Annotated in this window: 14 protein-coding genes and 1 pseudogene; 9 read left to right on the forward strand and 6 right to left on the reverse strand. The window is 41.7% G+C overall.

Annotated features, from left to right (window positions below; all coding sequences use genetic code 11):
• Positions 1-171: 171 nt before the first annotated feature.
• The 7 genes from V7K79_RS09775 to V7K79_RS09805 all read left to right on the forward strand — a co-directional run bounded on the left by V7K79_RS09775 (position 172) and on the right by V7K79_RS09805 (position 11,048).
• On the forward strand, positions 172-1,506 hold the full coding sequence (locus tag V7K79_RS09775) for a polysaccharide biosynthesis/export family protein (protein ID WP_442938900.1): 1,335 nt from the start codon (positions 172-174) through the stop codon (positions 1,504-1,506).
• A 219-nt stretch (positions 1,507-1,725) separates the two neighbouring features.
• On the forward strand, positions 1,726-3,885 hold the full coding sequence (locus tag V7K79_RS09780) for a GumC family protein (RefSeq protein WP_335047017.1): 2,160 nt from the start codon (positions 1,726-1,728) through the stop codon (positions 3,883-3,885).
• A gap of 458 nt (positions 3,886-4,343) precedes the next feature.
• Complete coding sequence (rpsB, locus tag V7K79_RS09785) at positions 4,344-5,138, forward strand: 30S ribosomal protein S2 (RefSeq protein WP_335047019.1); 795 nt, start codon at positions 4,344-4,346, stop codon at positions 5,136-5,138.
• A 214-nt stretch (positions 5,139-5,352) separates the two neighbouring features.
• On the forward strand, positions 5,353-6,297 hold the full coding sequence (gene tsf / locus V7K79_RS09790) for a translation elongation factor Ts (RefSeq protein ID WP_335047021.1): 945 nt from the start codon (positions 5,353-5,355) through the stop codon (positions 6,295-6,297).
• 333 nt (positions 6,298-6,630) lie between these two features.
• Positions 6,631-7,485 (forward strand): hypothetical protein, encoded by an 855-nt coding sequence (locus tag V7K79_RS09795; RefSeq protein ID WP_335047023.1) that lies wholly within the window; start codon positions 6,631-6,633, stop codon positions 7,483-7,485.
• Positions 7,486-7,517: 32 nt separating this feature from the next.
• Positions 7,518-10,013: an ATP-dependent DNA helicase RecG gene (gene recG, locus V7K79_RS09800; RefSeq protein WP_335047025.1), complete on the forward strand. Its 2,496-nt coding sequence runs from the start codon at positions 7,518-7,520 to the stop codon at positions 10,011-10,013.
• A gap of 396 nt (positions 10,014-10,409) precedes the next feature.
• Entirely contained in the window at positions 10,410-11,048 is a 639-nt protein-coding gene (locus V7K79_RS09805) for a histidine phosphatase family protein (protein ID WP_335047027.1), read from the forward strand.
• Between the two features lie 145 nt (positions 11,049-11,193).
• Here V7K79_RS09805 and V7K79_RS09810 read toward each other — a convergent pair whose 3' ends face one another.
• Positions 11,194-12,147: a glycosyltransferase family 2 protein gene (locus V7K79_RS09810; protein ID WP_335047030.1), complete on the reverse strand. Its 954-nt coding sequence runs from the start codon at positions 12,145-12,147 to the stop codon at positions 11,194-11,196.
• A gap of 337 nt (positions 12,148-12,484) precedes the next feature.
• Between V7K79_RS09810 and V7K79_RS09815 the strand changes: the two genes are divergently transcribed.
• Complete coding sequence (locus V7K79_RS09815) at positions 12,485-14,845, forward strand: PhoX family protein (RefSeq protein WP_335047032.1); 2,361 nt, start codon at positions 12,485-12,487, stop codon at positions 14,843-14,845.
• A gap of 59 nt (positions 14,846-14,904) precedes the next feature.
• On the opposite strand, the gene V7K79_RS09820 is transcribed toward V7K79_RS09815, so the two are convergent.
• Together V7K79_RS09820 and V7K79_RS09825 are read right to left on the reverse strand one after the other, a co-directional pair.
• The gene (locus tag V7K79_RS09820) at positions 14,905-15,138 is read right to left on the reverse strand and encodes a hypothetical protein (protein WP_335047034.1); all 234 of its coding nucleotides are present in this window, start codon (positions 15,136-15,138) and stop codon (positions 14,905-14,907) included.
• 1,069 nt (positions 15,139-16,207) lie between these two features.
• Complete coding sequence (locus V7K79_RS09825; protein WP_335047037.1) at positions 16,208-16,468, reverse strand: hypothetical protein; 261 nt, start codon at positions 16,466-16,468, stop codon at positions 16,208-16,210.
• Between the two features lie 478 nt (positions 16,469-16,946).
• On the opposite strand from V7K79_RS09825, the gene V7K79_RS09830 reads away from it, so the two are divergent.
• Positions 16,947-19,007 (forward strand): tetratricopeptide repeat protein, encoded by a 2,061-nt coding sequence (locus V7K79_RS09830; RefSeq protein WP_335047039.1) that lies wholly within the window; start codon positions 16,947-16,949, stop codon positions 19,005-19,007.
• Positions 19,008-19,018: 11 nt separating this feature from the next.
• On the opposite strand, the gene V7K79_RS09835 is transcribed toward V7K79_RS09830, so the two are convergent.
• From V7K79_RS09835 to V7K79_RS09845, 3 genes and pseudogenes are all read right to left on the reverse strand, one after another.
• Positions 19,019-19,798, reverse strand: coding sequence for a hypothetical protein (locus V7K79_RS09835; RefSeq protein WP_335047041.1), 780 nt, complete (start codon positions 19,796-19,798; stop codon positions 19,019-19,021).
• 138 nt (positions 19,799-19,936) lie between these two features.
• A pseudogene (locus tag V7K79_RS09840) lies at positions 19,937-20,485 on the reverse strand (S-layer homology domain-containing protein); the annotation flags it as partial.
• A 145-nt stretch (positions 20,486-20,630) separates the two neighbouring features.
• Positions 20,631-21,161: a pentapeptide repeat-containing protein gene (locus V7K79_RS09845; RefSeq protein WP_335047042.1), complete on the reverse strand. Its 531-nt coding sequence runs from the start codon at positions 21,159-21,161 to the stop codon at positions 20,631-20,633.
• Positions 21,162-21,535 lie beyond the last annotated feature (374 nt).

Raw genomic sequence — 21,535 nt, forward strand, 5'->3', positions numbered from 1 at the left:
TAATAACATGAAATTAAAAATTAAATTTAGCAAAATTATTCTGTTTATCTTAGTGAATACTTGTAGATAAAAGAGACATTGAAGGCATTTTTAGAGTAAAATAACCACTCGGCGCTACTAATTTATATATCAATATTTTCTGCACCGATGTTCATAAATCCCAGTTATTGTATGCGTGGATTCAGCGCCTTGTGTTTTGTTAGTCTTCAAGTAGGAGTTTTCTTCACAACACCTATCCAACTTGTTGTTGCCCAGCCTTTTCCCTCTCAAGGACAATCACCAAACCTATTCCCCTCGCCTTTGCCAGGTACTGAAGTTGTACCTCCAAGTACAAATGAAGAAATTTCTCCACAACTCAGTCGCTACCTCTTGGGACCAGGAGATGCAATTGGTGTTGTGCTTCAGCGTCCTCCCGGCCCATACCGCTTAGGCATAGGAGATGGAATTAGCGTTTCGGTTCAGCGCTTTCCAGATTTGAGCTTTCAAGCTTTAATCAACCCAGAAGGTAATATTGCGGTGCCGTTATTAGGAACAGTTTCTTTACAAGGTTTAACTTTGGAAGAAGCTCAAGAAAAAATTCGCTTGGGTTTAAATCGTTATGTCGTTGATCCAATAATAGTTTTAGCCTTAACAACGCAGCGTCAAGACCTCAGTTTTCAAGCTGTAATTAGTCCAGAAGGCAACATTATTGTACCGCAAGTGGGAACGGTGTCATTAAAAGGTTTAACCTTGGAAGAAGCTCAAGAAAAAATTCGCTTGGGCTTGAGTCGCTTTTTCCCAGATCCAATCGTGGTAGTATCCTTAGCAGGAACGCGACCAGTTCAAGTTACTATTAGCGGGGAAATATTTCGACCAGGAATTTATCCAATTAATTCATCAACACCCCGCGTTGCTGATGCTTTGCTAATATCTGGTGGTTCAACGTTGAATGCAGACCTGCGACAGGTACAAGTACGCCGAAAGTTAATCGATGGTTCTGTGATATCACAAAATATTGACTTATATGCAGCACTGCAAAATGGCGGTTCAATCCCGAATTTACGCTTACAAGACGGAGATGCGATACTTGTGCCCCGTCGTGAAGTCGGTAATGATGATGGTTATGACCGCAATTTAGTAGCACGTTCATCCTTGGCTACACCCCAGATTAGAGTCCGAGTTTTAAACTACGCTGCGGGAGGTCTTTCTATTCAAGCACTGCCTAACGGCAGCACATTTGTAGATGCTTTGGGAGGAGTAAATCTAGACACTGCTAATTTAAGAGATATCGCTCTGGTTCGTTTTGATTTGGAACGAGGTAGAGCTGTTACCCAAAAACTTGATGCTAAAAAAGCTTTAGGTGGTGATGCGTCTCAAAATGTGGCACTTCAAGATAACGATGTTATTGTTGTTGGTCGGAACCTCATTGGTAAAATTACTAATTTCCTGACCACTATTACCCAGCCTTTCTTCAATGTTCAATCCTTTCTCCGGTTTTTTGACAACGTCGGTGGTAGACGAAATTAATAATATTAGAAGAAGGATGTAAGCTAAAAATAGTTTGGAGTGTAAGAAGCCGCATCTTTAACTTATCTTATAATTCATTAATGGAAAAATCTTAAAAATATCAACCGATATATACAGTAGGAAGTTGATAGCGTCCTTGTATCAAAGTCACTATCTTTGTTTGGTGCTTCCTAAATTTTGAATTTTGTATTTTAAATTTTGAATTGGAGCGAAGCGACCATGACCCCACCAATTGTTAAACGCTATCTGATTGCTTTTGATAAATATAAGTGGATTGGACTAGCTAGTTTTGCTTTAGTTATTGCAGGGTCAACTGTGGTAGCTGTGCAACCAGAGCCACCTACTAGCTATATAGCATCTGGGGCACTTAGTTATAGTGGTCCGCCAGTTTCTTTCTCTACAACTGGTAATGAAATCCAACAGCAAGGAAAGGAACTGAATGAGGATATTTTACTATCAAACCAGATAATTGCAGGCGTGGCAGAGAAAGTCGGTGTCAAACCGAAACAACTCGGCGCAAGTCTTGCCCTTACTCTACCTAAAAAAAATGTTAAAAGTGGAGAATTAGAATCTCCTTTCTTTGAACTGAAATATGTAGATACTGACGCAAAAAGAGCTATCCAGGTCTTGACAGAATTGATGCAAGCAATGATCAAGGTGAGTAGTGACATCAATACTGGGCGATTACAAGCAATTATTCAAAAGATTAACGATCGCACACCACAATCTAAACGAGAATTGCAAATTGCCGAAAAGAAGCTGGAACAGTACGATCGCATAGAGCGAACCGCAATATTAGCAGCAGAGAATGGCAGCTTATTAAGCGCCATTACTGCTAGCCAAAATATACAACGGCAAATTCAATTAACTATTTCTGGGGTTGATGGTCAAGTTCGCAGTTTACAAAATAAGTTAGGCTTAACAGTTGGACAAGCTTATGTTTCTTCTGCTTTGAGTGCCGATCCAATTATTGCTAACTTGCGAGCGCAAATTTATCAAAGTGAATCGCAAATCGCTGTACTCAGAAAAGATTTGCGGCCAGAACATCCAACGATGGTGCAGTTAATGCGTCAAAAACAAGCAGCTGAGGAATTACTACAACAACGTGCTGCTGAGGTGTTAGGTGGTGGTGGAACGGCGGCTCCGCTTCAGGGTAGCGTTGCAGGTATTCGCACTTCATCCAGCTTAGATCCAACACGTCAGCAATTGGCAAACCAAATGGTGGCTTTACAAACCCAACGGGAGACACTGCAACAACAACTAGCTCAAGAAATCCAACAAGAAGCACTACTACGGCGAGAGTATTCTCTGATACCCAATAAGCAATTAGAGCGATCGCGTTTAGAACAGGAGGTTGGACTCAAAAAAGGTATCTATGACCAAATGCAGGCGAAGCTAACCGATGCGAAAACCGCAGAGGCAGAAACTACTAGCAGCCTCAGCATTGCCAGACGTTCCGCAGTTATTGTTGATCCCAAACCCCCGAAGAGTGTGCCTATTACCCTTGCTGTGGGTGGTATCTTAGGTGTGTTGGTTGGTGGCGGGGTGATATTTTTGTTAGGAGCGCTGGAAGGGACTTTCAAAACCAGGGAGGATATCCGCGAGAGCCTCAAGCAACGAGAAGTGGCACTGTTGGGAGAATTGCCTTTAATGCCAGTTGATGATTTGGAGCCAGATGCTGTGCCGGTGGTATTTTCGCAAGATTCTCCTTATTTAGAATTTTATGAGAAATTCCGTAGTAATATGCGCCGGATTGGTGGTAGAAACTTAAAGGTAGTATTGATTACTAGCACCGGTAGCCTAGAGGGTAAAACGGCAAGTGCTTATAATTTGGGTATCGCTTCCGCCCGTGCTGGTAAAAGAACCTTAATTATCGAAACAGATTTGCGATCGCCTTCCCGTTGTACATCGTTGAGAGTAATTCCTGACCCTGAAGCCACTATTGAACCCCTACGTTATTACGCTAATTTGAGTGAATGTATTCGTTTAGTTCCTGATGTAGCAAATTTATACATTCTTCCTAGTCCTGGTCCAGTACGGCAATCCGCTGCTATTCTTGAATCCAGCGAAATGCGGCGGCTCTTAGAAGATGTCCGCGAAAGATTTGATTTAGTTATTTTAGATACTAGTCCTCTGAGTACATCAAATGATCCTTTGTTAATTCAACCCTACAGCGATGGAATCGTATTAGTGGCGCGACCAAACTATACGCAAGAGAATATGCTAGCTGAAGCTATCGATCAATTGGTTGAATCTGAACTGGGGTTATTGGGAGCAATTATTAATGGTGCTGATATCATAGTTTCTGGACCTGAAGAAGTTGCAAGATCATCAACATTTTCATCTGAAGAAGTTTCAGCAAGTGCTAACAAAAACTAATATAGCAGGAGGTAGAACTATTACTATTCTTAGCATTCACGCTTGGCATTATGTCCTAACCTATATGACTACGGCTATAGTTTCCAAATAGTGAATTGCTTATACAGCTTTGGGTAAAATCTTGGCAAATTAGAGGGTAAAAATTTAAACGTAAGGGGAAAGCAGTGGGGTGAGTCAGGCGCGAAGGGCGAGTTCCTAACTTGAAGCGATTGGCGAACCCGTAGACCAAGAGTAAACCTTTAAAATAGCAAGATTTTCATTACCACAAGTATAGTACTGCCCGATTGTTGAGTAAGCAGCGCTATTTTCTTGACCTCACTTGGTCAAGCAACTATAACTCTTCAGAATATGCTAACCTAGTATGGTTAACTAATCTCGCACATCTAAGAATTCGGGTGTTTCCCGATTGGGAAATACACTTGGATGGAGGTTTAACCCGAATCGGAGTTAGAAAATTTATGCCAGTAGTTTCATTGGCTCAAATGATGGAGTCAGGGGTTCACTTTGGGCATCAGACCCGGCGTTGGAACCCGAAAATGTCTCCTTACATTTATACTTCCCGCAATGGCGTGCATATTATCGACTTGGTGCAAACTGCCCAGTTGATGGATAATGCTTACAACTATATGCGATCGCACGCAGAACAAGGGAAGAAGTTTCTTTTTGTCGGCACTAAGCGCCAAGCAGCTGGAATTATTGCCCAAGAAGCTAGCCGTTGTGGTTCCCACTACATTAACCAACGCTGGTTGGGTGGAATGTTGACCAACTGGGCAACCATCAAAACACGGGTTGACCGTCTGAAAGATTTAGAACGCCGTGAAGAAACTGGCGCACTAGATTTATTGCCGAAAAAAGAAGCATCAATGCTACGTCGGGAAATGACGAAGCTTCAGAAATACTTGGGCGGCATTAAAACAATGCGAAAAGTGCCCGATATCGTGGTAATCGTAGACCAACGCCGGGAATATAACGCAGTTCAAGAATGCCAAAAGCTGAATATTCCCATTGTGTCCATGTTGGATACAAACTGTGACCCCGATGTAGTAGATATCCCCATCCCAGCAAACGACGATGCTATCAGATCGATTAAGCTGATAGTCGGAAAATTGGCAGATGCCATTTATGAAGGTCGTCACGGTCAGCTGGATGCTGAAGATGATTACGAAGATTATGACGGTAGTGAGTATGACGAAGACTACGAAGAAAGCGAATATACTGATGCCGTAATTCCCGACGAGGAAACAGAAGAATAGTGCTGAGTGAAGAGTGCTAAGTCCTGAGTAAGATAGAAAGACTCAGCAAATTGGATAGTGCTGAGTCTTGATTTTTGAAGTTGTAAGTTGTGATTTGTCAATGAAGAATAAAATTGATAACTGAACACTCAAAACTCAGCACTCAAAACTCAGCACTGAGTACTAAATTAGGTGAGTAATTATAACTCGAGGTCAAGTTAGGAATTGAGGCAAAATGGCGGAAATATCTGCAAAACTCGTCCAAGAGCTACGCCAAAAAACTGGTGCTGGCATGATGGACTGCAAAAAGGCGCTGATAGAGACTGAAGGCAACGTAGAAGAAGCCGCAGACTGGCTACGGAAAAAGGGCATCTCTAAGGCGGGGGCAAAAAGCGATCGCATTGCGGCAGAAGGGCTAGTAGACACTTACATTCAGCCCAAAGGTCGAGTAGGTGTACTCATAGAAGTCAACTGCCAAACCGACTTTGTTGCTCGTAACGAGGCTTTTAAAGCTTTAGTTAAGAATCTAGCAAAGCAAGCAGCTACTGCTGATAGTGTTGAGTCTTTGCTGGCTCAACCCTATATTGATAATGAAAGTGCGACTGTAGAAGACTTTATCAAGCAAACCATTGCTACCCTTGGTGAAAATATCCAAGTGCGTCGCTTTGTTAATTTTGCAATAGCAGAGGGCATACAAGGTGTAGTAGACAGCTACATTCACACTGGCGGTCGAGTTGGTGTATTAGTAGAACTAGGTTCCAAAACTGAGTCAGCAGCTGCTAATTCAGAGTTCCAAACCTTGGCACGCAACACTGCAATGCAAGTTGCAGCTTGCCCAAATGTCGAGTATGTGAGCGTAGACCAAATCCCTAGCGAAATTGCCCAAAAGGAAAAAGACATTGAAATGGGCAAGGATGATTTGGCGAACAAGCCTGAAAACATCAAAGAAAAAATTGTTCAAGGACGGATTGAAAAACGCTTGAAAGAATTGACTTTGCTCGATCAGCCTTACATTCGCGATCAGAGTATTTCCGTGGAAGACTTGATAAAGCAAGTGAAGGCACAATTAGGTGAAGAGATTCAAGTGACTCGCTTTGTCCGTTATATACTGGGCGAAGGCATTGAAAAGCAAGAAATGAGCTTTGCTGATGAAGTCGCTGCACAAATGGGCATCAAGTAATATTAGTCATTAGTCATTAGTCTGTACCAAAGACAAAGCGCAAAGTCTGAGCGGAGGTTTCCTCCGTTGGCGCAGCCCGCCGCAGGCATCAGACGGCAGTTCTTTTAAGCGGGGGAACCCCGCCAACAGACTGCCTCAACTTTGTAACAGAGGACGAATGACTAATGACTCTTTACAAAACAGGTCAGGTTATTTGCTTGGCCTGTATTTTATTTAGTAAAGACAGAAAATTTCGCATTTAATTTAAAATCTAAAATTTTCTAAAAAGTTATCCTAAAATAAATTTGTACATTTGTACTATGTAATGGTTCAGATGGGCAAGAGCGAAAAAATATGGCAAGAGCAATCGAGCGAATTGAGCAGGATATTGCAGCACTCCAAGAAGCGATCCGGGCGATCGCAATCGAACTACAAAGCGCTTATGCTAGTTATCTAAACACCTTGGGGCTAGCTGTACGCAAACAGTTGATTCTTGCGAGTTACCACCTCTGTACCCAAGGATATCCCGAAAACTTTCTACATTTGTCATTGAATCAACGCCAACAATTGCAACAAGCTACTCGTAAGTTGGGTCAACTGGCAGCTGAACAATTGCTCATTTATCTTAAAAGTGAAGAATCAGAGGAAGATGAGGTGGATGAGGTGGATGAGGGAGATGAGGTGGATGAGGAAGTAACATCCTCTTCATCTTCACTATTTCTGGACACTTCTAATTCTCAGTATCTCACTGCCAACACCTCCGATCCTACAGAACTGGCAAAATGGCAACAGAAATTAGAAGAGGTCATGCAAGAGATACTGAAAAAACTTTCGCACGATGCTAATATTTTGTTACAAAAAGCTCGAGTATTACCGAAAAAATTACCAGAACCGATTTTAGCAGCGGCGGCGGCAGCATCAGAAGCATCTGCTGAGGTAATGCCGGGGCCACCCAATTTATTAAACTTAGTAATTGAAATTGAAAATGAGCAACAGTCAGAAGATTCGGGACTGACTCAAATCATGGCTATTAACCTGCGGCTAGGAGAAATTGAATTTGCTGATGTGACACTTTCCTCTGAGCGCAAGCGAATCCGCAGTATTTTAGTTAAGCTAAATAAGCTAGGACGAGAGTATCAAAAAAGACATAAAGAAAAGGCGATCGCTGAAGCGGAAGCTGCATGGCGCGCCAGTTGGTTTGAGGATTAGTCCTTTGTCCAGAGTCAAATGACCAATGATTAATGATTAATGAAAAACCAGATTGGATACGATTGCACAAAGCCTTGGCAATAGAAGCTGAACGTGGCTTTACAGATTTGATAGGCAGAGAATACCGTTTCAGTGAATTTCTGAGCCTAACTTTGGGCAAATTCCCCACAGGCTTACCCCAAATTGAACGCCGCCGTTGGCAAGGATTAGCGGTGCAGTTTGCTAGTTATCCACATCTAGCACTGGAAGAAAGGCAGCATTTAGTAGCAGAGACTCGTAGGTATATTTCTCAACTACAGCAAGAGGAGCAGGGGGAACAGGGGGAGCAGGGGAGCAGGGGAGTAGAGGAGCAAGGGAGAATTTATAAATCCAAAATTAAAAATCCAAAATCTCCAATTGTTACTGAGGTGAGTCGGAGACTTGCACCAAAAATTGAGCAAAAACTCAGTGATTTACCAGAAATAGGGTTTAAAAAAGCTGGTAATTTGGCACGGCTTGGTTTACATACCGTTCGTGACTTGCTTTTCTACTATCCTCGTGACCATATTGATTATGCGCGTCAGGTGAATATCCGCGAGTTACAGGCGGGTGAGACGGTGACAATAATCGCTACAGTGAAGCGTTGCAACTGCTTTACTAGCCCGAAAAATCAGAAATTATCAATTTTAGAATTAGTAATAAAAGATAACAGCGGTCAAATCAAAATTGGTCGTTTTTACGCAGGTACGCGCTTTAGCAGTCGCGCTTGGCAAGAAAGTTTAAAACGCCGTTATGCAGTAGGTAGCATTCTAGCAGCCTGTGGGTTGGTGAAAGAAAGTAAATACGGATTGACACTGGATAATCCAGAACTAGAAGTTTTGGCAAATCCAGGAGATACGATTGAGTCGCTAAATATTGGGCGGGTAGTGCCAATTTATGGATTGACTGAAGGCGTGGTGGCGAATACAGTGCGACAGGCGGTAATTGCTGCTTTACCTGCTGCGGCTAATTTGAAAGACCCTTTGCCAAGTGGTTTGCGGCAGAAGTATGGTTTGATGGAATTAAAAGATGCGATCGCTAATATCCATTTTCCCAGCGATAGCGCCGCCCTACAAGTTGCCCGTCGTCGCCTAGTTTTTGACGAATTTTTCTACCTGCAACTTGGGTTATTGCAACGTCAACAGCAAGCAAGAGCGATTCAAACCAGCGCCATCCTTGTCCCACGCGGTCAACTTGTAGAGAAATTTCACGAAATACTGCCTTTTCAACTCACTGGCGCCCAGCAACGAGTTCTCAACGACATTCTCAACGATTTACAAAAACCTGTACCAATGAATCGTTTGGTGCAAGGTGATGTCGGTTCTGGTAAAACAGTCGTTGCTGTCTTAGCTATCCTTGCAGCAATTCAGTCTGGCTACCAAGCGGCGCTGATGGCTCCCACAGAAGTTTTGGCAGAACAACATTATCGCAAGCTAGTTAGCTGGTTTAATCTACTGCATTTACCAGTGGAATTACTGACAGGTTCGACAAAAACTGCGAAACGAAGACAAATACATTCTCAGCTAGTAACTGGTGAATTACCTCTGTTAGTAGGAACCCATGCGTTGATTCAAGACCCTGTAAACTTCCATCAACTAGGGTTAGTAGTCATAGATGAACAGCATCGCTTTGGCGTAGAACAACGGGCACGTTTGCAGCAAAAAGGCAATCAACCTCATGTGTTAACTATGACAGCAACCCCAATTCCCCGAACTTTAGCATTGACCATACACGGGGATTTGGATGTAAGCCAAATTGATGAATTACCACCGGGACGACAAAAGATTCAGACAACAGTATTGTCAGGTCAGCAACGCAACCATGCTTACGACCTGATCCGCCGAGAAATTGTCCAAGGTAGACAAGTTTATGTGGTTTTGCCTTTAGTGGAAGAATCAGAAAAATTAGATTTGCGATCGGCTGTTGACGAGCATCAAAAGTTACAGGAAAGCGTTTTTCCTGATTTTCAAGTAGGGCTGCTACACGGTCGCATGAGTTCAGCCGATAAGGATGAAGCGATTACCAAATTTCGTGATAATCAAACGCAAATTTTGGTTTCTACTACTGTTGTTGAGGTTGGTGTAGACGTACCTAATGCTACAGTGATGCTCATTGAAAATGCAGAGCGATTTGGACTATCGCAACTGCACCAACTGCGGGGGCGTGTTGGTCGGGGTGCGGCTCAGTCCTACTGTCTGTTGATGAGCAGTTCTAGAAGCCCTGATGCTCAACAACGATTGAAGGTGTTGGAACAATCTCAGGATGGCTTTTTCATCTCTGAGATGGATATGCGTTTTCGTGGGCCAGGGCAAGTACTGGGAACTCGTCAATCTGGAGTGCCAGATTTTACCTTAGCGAGTTTGGTTGATGATGAAGAAGTTTTACTTTTAGCACGGCAAGCAGCCGAGAAAATAATAGAGATGGACGTTACTTTAGAGCGTTGGTATTTAATGAAAGAAGAGTTGAAGTATCGGTATGAGCGCTTAATGGGTGGGGCGATTTTGACATAACATATTTGAGTTAGAAACCTACATCAACCAATGAATCTTCAATTTGATTGCTGGGGGCAGGGCGGGGCACTCAAGTTGACCCCAAACACTGACGCAATCCTTGCTGAATCTGCACGGGCAGTAGCCGAGGTTGCCACTTGCATCTAGGTATAAAATTGCTCAGAAAGCTCTCAATCGGTTCAGTTTTGCTGTTTGAGGAATTCGCCAACGGTATCCGTATCCCGCCTCAAACTAGAGTAATAGCTCTTACCGCTACCTTTTGTCAATGAAATCAAAAGTTTGTGGTTAATTGACTTTTTTGGTTGATTACTTTGTCTTGGTGTCACAGACTCGATTGCAAGATTGATGGTAGTTTATTTTTGCACAAACTTCTTGATTCCAATCGCGATACAAGCTATGACACTTAATTTATATTTACTGCGACATGGAGAAACCACTTTTAGTCAAAGTGGTAATTTCTGCGGTAAAACTGATGCGGAGTTGACAAGAGAAGGGACACAGATGGCAGAGAGTTTTGCCGATGTTTATCAAAGCTTGTTGTGGGAGGCTGTTTATGTTAGCCCGATGAAGCGCACAATTGCAACTGCCAAGCCATTTTGTGATGCTATCGGTATAGATATGCAGTTGCGTGACGGACTTAGAGAAGGTAGTTACGGCTCTTGGGAAACTTTGAGTAAATCGTTTGTCCAAGAGAATTACGCCCAAAACTATGTAAAATGGTTGACAGAACCCGCTTGGAATGCACCCATTGGTGGAGAAACTGCGGTAGATATTGCTAACCGTTCTATGCCTGTAATTGCTGAAATTCAAGAAAAACATCCCCAAGGTAATGTTTTAGTAGTTTCCCATAAAGCCACGATTCGGATTTTGCTTTGCAGTTTACTAGGAATTGATTTGGGACGCTATCGCTATCGGGTCAATATTTTGGTCGCGTCAGTAAGTATGGTTAAATTTGACGTTAATGGCCCCTTGTTAGAAGTATTAGGCGATCGCCATCATATACCCGATCATATTCGCTTTCGTCCGGGAACATAACAGTCCTTTAAACAAAAACCGAAGACCAACACAAAAGGATTTGATTCACTGGACGAATGGCAAGAAATCTAAAGGCAAGAAACGATATGACCAACAAAGTTTTAACAGGTTAACTACACGGTGCTACTTCCCAAAGGTGTTTCAATCACGATGCTTGCTGCATTTGAGCATAGGCTTCATAAACACCCTTCACATTATACCAGTTGAGGAAAATTCGGGCAATTTCTAAAGCTAATTGCGGCTTACCTAAATTAATTAGCCATTGCAATAACGGAGCCATTGTCCGCTCATTTAGCGTACCATTGAGTGATAAAATTCCCCAAAGTAAGCGATGCAGCCAAGTCATTTGGATCATCATTCGCACTTCCCATGTGGGATGCTTTTGATAAAACAAAACTCCCATCCGTCCGCGTTGAATTTCTTGGTCAATTAATCGGGGAATTTGTTCTAAATTAAATGCTGGATGCCAGTGATATCCTACGGCTTCTGGACATTTAATTAGTGTCAAACCTAATTTTTTGAGCCGCACACCTAATTCTAAATCTTCCCAGCCGTAGAGTTGAAAACTAGTATCAAAAAGTCCGGCTTTATCTAACCAATGTTTGGGAATTGCTACATTTCCCGTAGCAAAAAAAGCTGCTGAAAAATCTGTGACTTTGTAGGGTTCAGCAGTTGGGTTGTTGAAATTACAAGTATTAATAACTGCACCGTAAGTAAAAAAGCGATCGCTCCCCAATTTCTCTTTCCCTTGCACTAGTGCATCAGTATGAGCTTGCAGGAAATTCTTCAGCACGACTAAATCGCTATCAATAAAGATAATTGTGTCTCCCTGCGCCTTCTCTACTCCCAAATTACGAGCCGCAGCTGGGCCAGCATGATCTTGCTCAAACCAGCGCACATGGGGAAACTCTTCTTTGTGTGCTGCTAACCACTCCAATGTGCCATCAGTAGAACCATCATCTACCAAGACAATCTCGTAATCAGTAACCGAACTTGGCTGACTCAACTCCTGCACCTCCAGGGCGCGGAGGCACTTTTCTAAAATCGGTTGGCGATTATAAGTCGGTATCACAACGCTGAAAAACACAGTCTCACCCACAACACTATTGATTTATCCATCTCCAGGATAGGACAGATGGGGCGCTGACACTGTTCCTGACTGGATTTTTAACTTCTTATTTTGAGATTTAGTACAAAATAAATCCTCTTTAATCAAGATATAACCTGATATTAATTTTTGGTCATTAGATTATATGACAAACTGAAAATTTTTTGTCTAGTTAGCTGACCTAAATAGCAAACAACCTTTTGTTTAAGAACAGGTTACTGACCATTCAAAATGTATGGCATTTTACGTCAAGAATTGATGGCTTTTTCTGCCAGTAATCAAGATTTGGTTTTACGAAATTCTTGATGTCACAAGAGAGGAGAGTTTAATGTCTAAATTAAGTCGCAGACAAATTTTAGTATTTTTTGCTGGCAGTGCTGGTGCAGCTGTGTTGGGAGACACAATTATAGATGGTGTTTCTAGTATTGCTGGAGCAAGCAACAAGCCACTGAGTTTTACACCAGTGCGCTTACCCCATTCTTTATCTGTTTATAAACAGCAGAAAAGTTTCTTACCAACGGGAATCGGTCAGGGACAGGTAATCAATCCATCTGCTAATACGAAGTTAAATAGCTACAACGTAGTTGATGATTTGGTAGTGCCACCAGAATATGAACGTTATGTAATTATCAGCTGGGGCGATCGCGTCTTTCCTAACAAAGATGAATATTTCGGTTACAACAACGATTATACGGGTTTCATTCCTCTGGGTAGAACCAATGATATCGGCTATTTATGGGTCAATCACGAATACGTCAGTTTTCCATTTTCCGATTTAGCACCAGAAGCTCCTGCTGATGTTAAAGGATTACCTACCACCTTTGAATCAGTGATTGGCTGGGCTTTACCTACCACCAGAGGTATTGAATTTGACGGCGAAGTTCTATATAACTTAGGCGGATCGATTGTCCGCATCTCCCGACGTAATTCTAGCAGCCGTTATGCTGTGGTTAAAGGTGATGCGAGAAATCGCCGCCTTCATGGTCTTTCTGGGTTGGGAATCAATAGCCAAAGAAGTGATGAATATAAAAATGTCACTTCTTGGGGAAGTCGCAGCTACCAAAAAGGCGATCAAAACTATCTCATCGCAACTGGCCCGGCTGCAACCCAAGTATTTAACTTCTCCTCTGATGGATTAGGTAACAAAATTATTGGCACTAGCTATAACTGTTCTGGCGGTACAACTCCTTGGGGAACTATTTTAAGTGGCGAAGAGAACTTTCAAGGAAGTGTAGGAGGTTTTGTTGGTGTTACAGAACCAGTCAACCCTAATGGTACTCAAACAGGTTACATCGATGGTACTACTGGTAAAACCTTCGGTTTAGTTGGTGAAAAATACGGTTGGATTGTCGAAATTGACCCTGTTAATCCAAATTTCCGCCCTCGCAAGCACACTTCATTGGGTCGTTTCCGCCATGAAAACGTTGCCATCCGTGCCGAAGCTGGGAAGCCATTAATCGCCTACATGGGTGATGATAGACGTGGGGGACACACCTGGAAATTTATCAGCGCAGGTGTTATTTCTTCACCAACCGATAAAGCCAACAGCAGTTTATGGGAAAGTGGTACATTGTATGCCGCCCGCTACAATCCAAATGGTACGGGTCAATGGATACCGTTACGTTTAACCACTCCCACCAATCCCATTTCGCCATCGGTAATTTCTTCGGTGGAGTTTGCTGCTTTGGGTTCGGCTCAAAGAAATGGTCTTTTACCTTTACCGAAACGTAATGGGATTGCAGGTGAAACTACAGATGGCGGTTCCCTCGCAGTCGATCGCACCAATGAAGCAGAAAGACTACCTGCTTATCAAGGCAAAAAGCTATCTGACTTCTACACTTCCCAAGGTGCTATTCTCAGTGATGCTTTCTTAGCAGCGAATTTGGCTGGTGGAACTCCGACAGCACGTCCAGAAGATATAGAAGTGCATCCCACCACCAAAGAAGTATTCATTTCCTATACTGACGGTGCGCCAGGAGGCGACGGTTATCCAGATTCGCGCATTTTCCAGGTTGCCAAGTTAAGTAAAGATGTCAACGCAACCCAACAATCCGGGGGATTGTACAAGATTATTGAAGATAGCGCCGATGGTACTGGTCTAACCTTCCGTTGGCAAAGATTTGCTCAGGGTGGAGAAGCCGGATCGATTTCTGGTGCTGGTTTTGCCAACGTCGATAATTTAGTGTTCGACAATAAGGCAAATATTTGGGGGGTAACTGATATGTCTACCACCACTCACAATGGTTTTAATGTTGGTGCTGCTGGTACTGTAACTATCATCGACCACACAGCCAGTGGTAATGTTTCCAATTTCACAGGAGTTTTCGGTAATAACTGGCTATTCTATATTCCTACTACTGGTACTCACGCGGGAGAGGTAATACCCTTTGCTCAGGGGCCAGTGCGTTGTGAAATGACAGGGCCAACTTTTGTGGGAGATACGTTGATTATTTCCGTACAGCATCCCGGCGAAGATAGTCCAATTAATGATGGTACGATTTTGAGTCGTGAGATTGAATTACTGGATTTGAACGGTGTTACATTCAATCAGGCTCGGACTGTCCCTCGTGGTAGTAGTTGGCCAAGCAACATCCCAACTGCTGACGGTGGAAAGGGTCAACCTAGAAGTCTTCCCAAACCATCTGTAATTGCTATCAAACGTAAAAATCCTACTGGCAGTTTTACTTAACTATGTGTGTAGAGACGTTATTATCTAACGTCTCTAAATTAATTTTCAAAGTAGGACTATTAATTTTTCACTCCAGACAGTTTTTTCTTGGGTTTCATTCCCAACGCCATAGCACTAGCGATCGCTACACCACCAAAAGTCATCGGTTCTGGTACAGATGTACTTTTAGAATAAGTTACTGTACCCACCTCTGTTGTAGACAATAAGTCAGCACTCAGAATGCTATAAAATTTTGTTCCTCCTGTATTTGGATTACCTGGATTGTTACCAATAAAAAATTGATTTTCAACCAAATAGCTCAATCCTGACAGGTTGCCATTTGTAAAGCTAACTACAGGTGATGATGGGTAATCAAAATCGCTTGCCCCTGTATACTGAGTACCTAAATAATTAAATAAAACAGATAATCCATTGTTAACGCCTAAAGTTTCCTCGCCTAACCCGCTTAAGGTCGAGTCATCATATCGAAAAGAGCCGAAATACTGACCGGGGCGATCGCCAGATGTCGCATTTACGGTGAAATCATAATTAACTAAGGCAGCTTGCGTCGGTTTAACAACAGCAGCAACCGCGATGTCTACGACGGGCTACGCCTACGCAACAGCAAAAGCAGCAATGCTAATATCTTTAGCTAATTTCATCAGAAAATGCTCCGAAGCTAAAAAATGAATAATTCTGTAATTTCACTTAAATAAGCTTTTAAGCAATGTATGTAGGTTAAGAAATAACCAATAAAAGACGATCTTCGTTAAATTTTTAAGTTTGTCAGCTATATATAAATTTTGTGTAAACTTATTTCAATATTTACAGCAGATTATCTTTTGAGAGCCTTAGCCCGCTTGCACTTTGAAGAAATCGCCTGAAGCTCATCAGTTTATCCTGCGTCAAAGTCAATGCTCATGTGTAACGCTTAGGTTGTCTTGCATCTACTGTTGTTGGGCTAACTTCTCAGTGGAAATCAGCCCAGCCTCAACACGATTTTAATTGTCCACAGCCGAGTAGATATTCTGAGTTTTCCAGATCCCATGAAAAGTCAGCTTCACCGCCTGGGATGTCGAGTAAAACTACTATTGGGTGACTTTTAATGAAGGTTTAGCAATATCTACGACGGGCTACGCCTACGCTCTCACATATATAGCAATCCGATTTGATTCATGAATTACTCGTAGAGACTGGGGACTGGGGACTAGGGACTGGGAAGAAGGAAAAAAGGTGTACTGAGTTTTTTTCACGCAATCAAATACGAGTCCTATAGCAATCCGGTCTAAATTGTGAAAATGAACAAACCACTTTTTCTGCAAAATACCAAAAAAAGAAAAAGAAGTTTTCATATCTAATTTAGGACTGCTATAGTTGCGAAAATCAGGCATGAAGATTTGCTTGTTCCTGCAACCACGGATCGACAGGTTGTCCATCTTTGCGGCGTAATTCAATTTCCACAACCATCACTTCTTTGGAACCAGGAGGTGCAGGTTTTTTATGGAAAATAATGTCATAATCTTCTGGATTGTGTTTGTGTTCTTTCAACCAATCTTGTACCTTGGTTGTGGCAAAAAATGATTGCCCTTGCTCAAACATTCGGGTAATCTGCAATTGCAGCGTATAAGGATTTATGCGACCCATTTTCTACCGCCTTTGTTAAGTTAATTTTAAGACAAGTAATCTGCTTACCGGAGATAATTTAATGTTAGTGTGAAGTAACTACACTTGACACTTCTCATACAGGTATAACTTACAGTTTCAATGCCTTGTTATCTGTAAGAACAAAGTCCGAACCTTTTTTGATGGATGGTCTAAGAAAGCGCCTTTTGCAATTTGTCTTCCACTAATTGAGAGATTATTATTTGTACTGCTTGATTTTCACTATATTTAGCAGTAGTTACAACTTAGTAATGTTATAATAGTACCTCCAAAAAATTGTCACAAACTTAACTGCACTCTATCACTAAAGTTGTACGTACACTAAGGAAGAGGAAACGGATTAGTTAAGGATTGCTTAGAATTTTACACTGACTTTACAACATTTAACTACTTAATTCTGTTATAGATTGGAAAGAGGCACGCTGCTTCAAAAACTGACCAACAGACTCAGATAGTTGTTATGCAGAGCAAAAATCAAGCTGTTTTCGCTTTAATTATAAAAAGCACGATTGTATTTTTACCCTTATTGTTATCCGTTGGAATTGCCAGTGGACAATCTGCACCATCACCCAACCCAGCACTAACTCCGACTCCGGTGTTATCAAATTCAGAACGGGAAGAATTAGCACGGCTACGAGTAGAAAAGCGAATTCAACAGCAAGTCCAATCAGATTTTAAGAATACTTTTAGCCGTACAACTATTTTACTTGATGTTTGGCTAGTTATATTAAGTCTCTTTCCAATCGCAGTCATTGCTTTGTTATGGCTGTTGCGACGGGTGATCATCCGGGAAATTGTTGATCGGGCAATGCAACAAATTCAGGGAATGGAAAAATTACAAAATCAGCTAACCACCGTTAAACAAGAAGCTGAAAATGTTATTCAAAATGCGAAAAAAATAAATTATGAATTAGAACAGGAAACGACTGCTTTACAACAAAAAATTAAAAATGAGCAAGAAAATGTATCTCTTCTAATATCTGATCTAGATTTAGCTAAAGCACAGGTATTAAGTAGATTAGAAGCAGAACTAAAAAAATCTCAAGAAAATATAGAAAATTTAGAGTTAAAATTTGCTTCTGAGTTATCTAATTTAGAGTTTGATGTTCAACAAAAAAAAGATATAGCACTGGATAATTTAGGAAAATTAGCATCTGCGATCGCAGAAGAACTATCTAAGTTAAAGTTAGGCGTACAACAACAGCAAGAACTAGCTGTTACTGATTTAGAAATATCAAGGTCTGAGTTCACATCTCAACTTTCTGGATGGCAGTTTGATGCTCAAAAACAAAAAGATATAACTTTTGAAAGTTTAACAAAATTGCAGTCAGAGTTTGTAGAAAAGTTATCAAAATTACAGATTGATGCTCAAAAGCAAAAAGAGAGCGCAGTTGATAATCTTGGTACATTTGATCAAGAATTTAAATCTCAATTATCTGAATTACAGGTAGATGCTCAAGAACAAAAAAATAAAATTATTGCGAGTTTAGCAGCATTACAATCACAATTTAAATCTCAATTATCTGAATTACAAGTCGATGCTCAAAAATCCCAAGAGCTAATCGTTGAGAACTTAGAAAAATCTGCTTCTGAATTTACTTCGCAATTCTCAGAATTTCAATGGAATGCTCAACAACAAAAGATTCTTATTTTGGAGAAGTTAGAAAGATTAGAAACTGAATTTGCCTCCCAACTTTCTGAGTTACAATTAGATGTCGAAGAAAGAAAGGATCTGATTCTTCAAGAACTATCTGAAATTACGCCGGAATCAATTCTAGAGGTAGTAAATTCTGAAGTTGAAGAAGAGATACAAGAACAACCGGAATTATCTGCTGATGAGTATGTAAAACAGGGAGATGGGCTGTTTTCTCAAAGACACTATGAAGATGCGATCGCAGCTTACAACCAAGCAGTGAAAATCCAACCTGATGAACCTGTGAATTGGTTAAAACGTGGTCTAACTCTGGGAAGGTTGAAACGCTACCAAGATGCGATCGCATCCTACGATCGAGCGATTGCAATTCAGCCAGATTATCATCAAGCTTGGTGCGATCGCGGCGTTGCTTTTGGGAACTTACAACAACATCAGCAAGCCTTTGCCTCATTTGATAAAGCCACACAAATTAAACCTGATGATGCCGTTGCCTGGTTAAATCGTGGTCTTTCCCTAGTAGCATTAGAACAATACGAAGAGGCAATCATGTCCTTTGATAAAGCGCTAGAATTCCAACCAAACTCTCCTAAAATCTGGGATAAACGCGGTTACACTTTGGTAAGACTGGGACGCGATGATGAAGCGATCGCTAGTTTTAACAAAGCTTTAGAAATTAAGCCAGATTACGCGAGTGCCTATTACAATAAAGCAGCCTGTTACTCACTGCAAAGACAAGTTGACCGATCCCTGTTAACTTTACAACAAGCGATTGAACTTAATCCCAGGTATAAAGAAGACGCAGCAACTGACCTCGATTTTGATGATATTGCCGATGATGAGCGCTTTAAGCTGTTAGTTGCAGAATAAAAAGTCATTTGTCATTCGTCATTAATTAATGCTCCTCTGCTCCCTGCTCCCCTGCTCCCTTGCTCTCCAGACATGGCTTTAAGTTTAGATGTAAAAGAATCAGAGCGATCGCTTTTTTCGGGAGTAAATTGCCCGATTGGGGCATGAATAACAGCAGGTGGGAGCAATTTTGGCTTTCGTTGATGATTTGGTGATCGGGAAGGTGCTGGACTTTCTTGCGAAGTTTGCCTCTGGCTGACAGCAGATAATCGCTCAATGGTTGCCGAAGAGGTAAATTTCCCTGAAAGTGGAGATTTTAAGACGGTTTTATCATCTCTATCTTCTTGCTTTTCCTCTTCTTCGCTCAAAGATGTCTTTGGTTGATAACTTTTCAGTTGGAGAGTTGCAGTATTGCTGTGTTGATAGCCGTTGTGACTCTTAGCTGGTGGTAATTGAGGACTTATCACTTGCTCTACAGTAGGTTTTATCTTAGCTGGCGGTAGAGCTGGTGCAGCCGATGAGGTTAAGCTTTGAGGAAATTTGCTACAAATCATCCGTTCAAATTCCATGTTGAAATGATATGCAGCCTGATCCCGGCGCTGCCAAAATACTAAAATTTGCTGCACAGAAACCGCTTTATAACGACCTTGATATAGTGCCTCAATCACTGCCAGGTGTAGCCAATTAAGGGGGTATTGCGTTTGCCAACGCTCAACTAGCTCATTGGCACTATACCCACCGAGATCGAAACTATAGTTAATTAATAAGGCGATCGCCAAGTTGGCAGAGGTGTCTGGAAGTGTTGTTAACATCGGGCATCGGGCTATTAGCTTTAGGCAATAGTTCTAAAATTTGTCACCCATCGCATATTAGCCTAGCGTGCTTTTAACTACATGGTTTTTTTTCCAATAGTTGCCAAGCCGATAGGCAAGTGTTCCCTATTCTACTGATCAACTTTTAAAATGCAACCCCACAAAGACTGATTTAATCACAGATGTTCGCCCAATGGTGACTAATGCCTGATAAACCATTGCTGCAACTTCGGCGTGTGTTATCGAACGTAAAGGCACAAGCATTTTCGGCTCTGTATAGTTGACAATTCTTCACTATTGTGTGGCAGTGGCAACAGCTGTCTGGGCGTAGTCGGGAATGGTATGACGATCGCTATATACTTCTAAAACATCGCGATTAACAGCTGGTAGTCCTAGTCCGTTTATTAAGGAGACAATCACTTGTAGCCGCTGCACACTTTGAACGGGGCGGAAGTGCGATCCGCTAAATCCGCCAACAAAGCCACCGCTAGCCGCGATTTGGATAGCGCTATAAGCCCAAAAATCCTTGGGTACATCCGTAAAATCCAAAGCTGGAATTTTGGGAAATGGGTTAAAAGCGATCGCCACCAAAGCTGCATACTGGGCGCGAGTCATTGGTTTATCTGGCTGGTAGCTACCATCAACAAAAGCATGAGTTAAATCCATGCTCGCTAATCCTTGAAGAAATGGTATAAACTGTAGCGTCTGTGCAGAGAAGATTATTGGGGATGAGGGCGAATTTTGCTTTTGTGCAAGACGTCTACTGTTTCGGTTAATAAATTGAGTCAGCAGCCTAGATGAGAGCATTCTTATACTCCGCATGAGAACGAGATTAAACATTCTCATCTAGAATAGTTCCTTCTATATTGGCTCCATCCAAATTGGCTCCGCTCAAATTTGTCTGGTTCAAATCTGCTTGAGTGAGATTTGCCTGGGATAAGTCGGCTACAGTTAAATCTGCACCACTTAAATCCGCTCCATCTAGATTTGCTGCTATCAAGTTTGCTTGCTGCAAATCCGCCTCACTCAATTTAGTTTCAATCAATTTAGCAACCGTCAAATTAGCGTGACTCAAATTAGCTCCATCCAAGATAGCTCCATCTAAGATAGCTCCATCTAAGATAGCTTTGCTTAAGTTGCTATTACTGAGATCCGCATTGCTCAAATCTGCTCCATTTAAATCTGCTTCAATCAAACTGGCGGCAGTTAAATTAGCGTGACTCAGATTGGCTCCATCTAAAATTGCTCGATCTAAAATCACGCCATTGAGATCGGCTTCTCTTAAATTAACCTCGCTCAAGTTAACGCCAGTAAAGTCTCTGATACCTGCGGCATAGTTTTTCAGGAGTTGATCTGCTTTCATATCTGTCACTGTGCTAAGGAACGTTTAACTAATTCGTAATGCGCTTCGCCCCGCTACTCTAACGTAATTCGTAATTTTCGAGTGTAATTACCTTTTATATATACGTGGCTTTATTTTAGTTTGGGTCTAAATAAGAGTCTGAAACAGTCTTTAATTACGAATTACGTTAGCGCAGTCGTAGCGAGTCTGCAAGAGATCAATTATGAATAATTCTCAACTATCCAGACTAACAGTAAATCCCCAGCACGCGCCACAGAGGATTAGTGTAATGAATCAAACTAGCCCTCTTCTGTCACTTTCCGGTTATTCTAAATAAAAGGATTAGAAGAAAAAACTCTGCAAGGGAGGTAGGGCAATGGATGTAGAATTACAAA

The sequence above is a fragment of the Nostoc sp. genome (assembly GCF_036917575.1).
GTDB lineage: Bacteria > Cyanobacteriota > Cyanobacteriia > Cyanobacteriales > Nostocaceae > Nostoc.

Coding starts and splice junctions, on each gene's coding strand:
- V7K79_RS09845 (WP_335047042.1), bottom strand. CDS start 21,161: ATGAAAGCAGATCAACTCCTGAAAAACTATGCCGCAGGTATCAGAGAC.
- V7K79_RS09815 (WP_335047032.1), top strand. CDS start 12,485: ATGTCTAAATTAAGTCGCAGACAAATTTTAGTATTTTTTGCTGGCAGT.
- V7K79_RS09775 (WP_442938900.1), top strand. CDS start 172: ATGCGTGGATTCAGCGCCTTGTGTTTTGTTAGTCTTCAAGTAGGAGTT.
- V7K79_RS09830 (WP_335047039.1), top strand. CDS start 16,947: ATGCAGAGCAAAAATCAAGCTGTTTTCGCTTTAATTATAAAAAGCACG.
- V7K79_RS09825 (WP_335047037.1), bottom strand. CDS start 16,468: ATGGGTCGCATAAATCCTTATACGCTGCAATTGCAGATTACCCGAATG.
- V7K79_RS09835 (WP_335047041.1), bottom strand. CDS start 19,798: ATGTTAACAACACTTCCAGACACCTCTGCCAACTTGGCGATCGCCTTA.
- V7K79_RS09805 (WP_335047027.1), top strand. CDS start 10,410: ATGACACTTAATTTATATTTACTGCGACATGGAGAAACCACTTTTAGT.
- tsf (WP_335047021.1), top strand. CDS start 5,353: ATGGCGGAAATATCTGCAAAACTCGTCCAAGAGCTACGCCAAAAAACT.
- rpsB (WP_335047019.1), top strand. CDS start 4,344: ATGCCAGTAGTTTCATTGGCTCAAATGATGGAGTCAGGGGTTCACTTT.
- V7K79_RS09795 (WP_335047023.1), top strand. CDS start 6,631: ATGGCAAGAGCAATCGAGCGAATTGAGCAGGATATTGCAGCACTCCAA.
- recG (WP_335047025.1), top strand. CDS start 7,518: ATGATTAATGAAAAACCAGATTGGATACGATTGCACAAAGCCTTGGCA.
- V7K79_RS09780 (WP_335047017.1), top strand. CDS start 1,726: ATGACCCCACCAATTGTTAAACGCTATCTGATTGCTTTTGATAAATAT.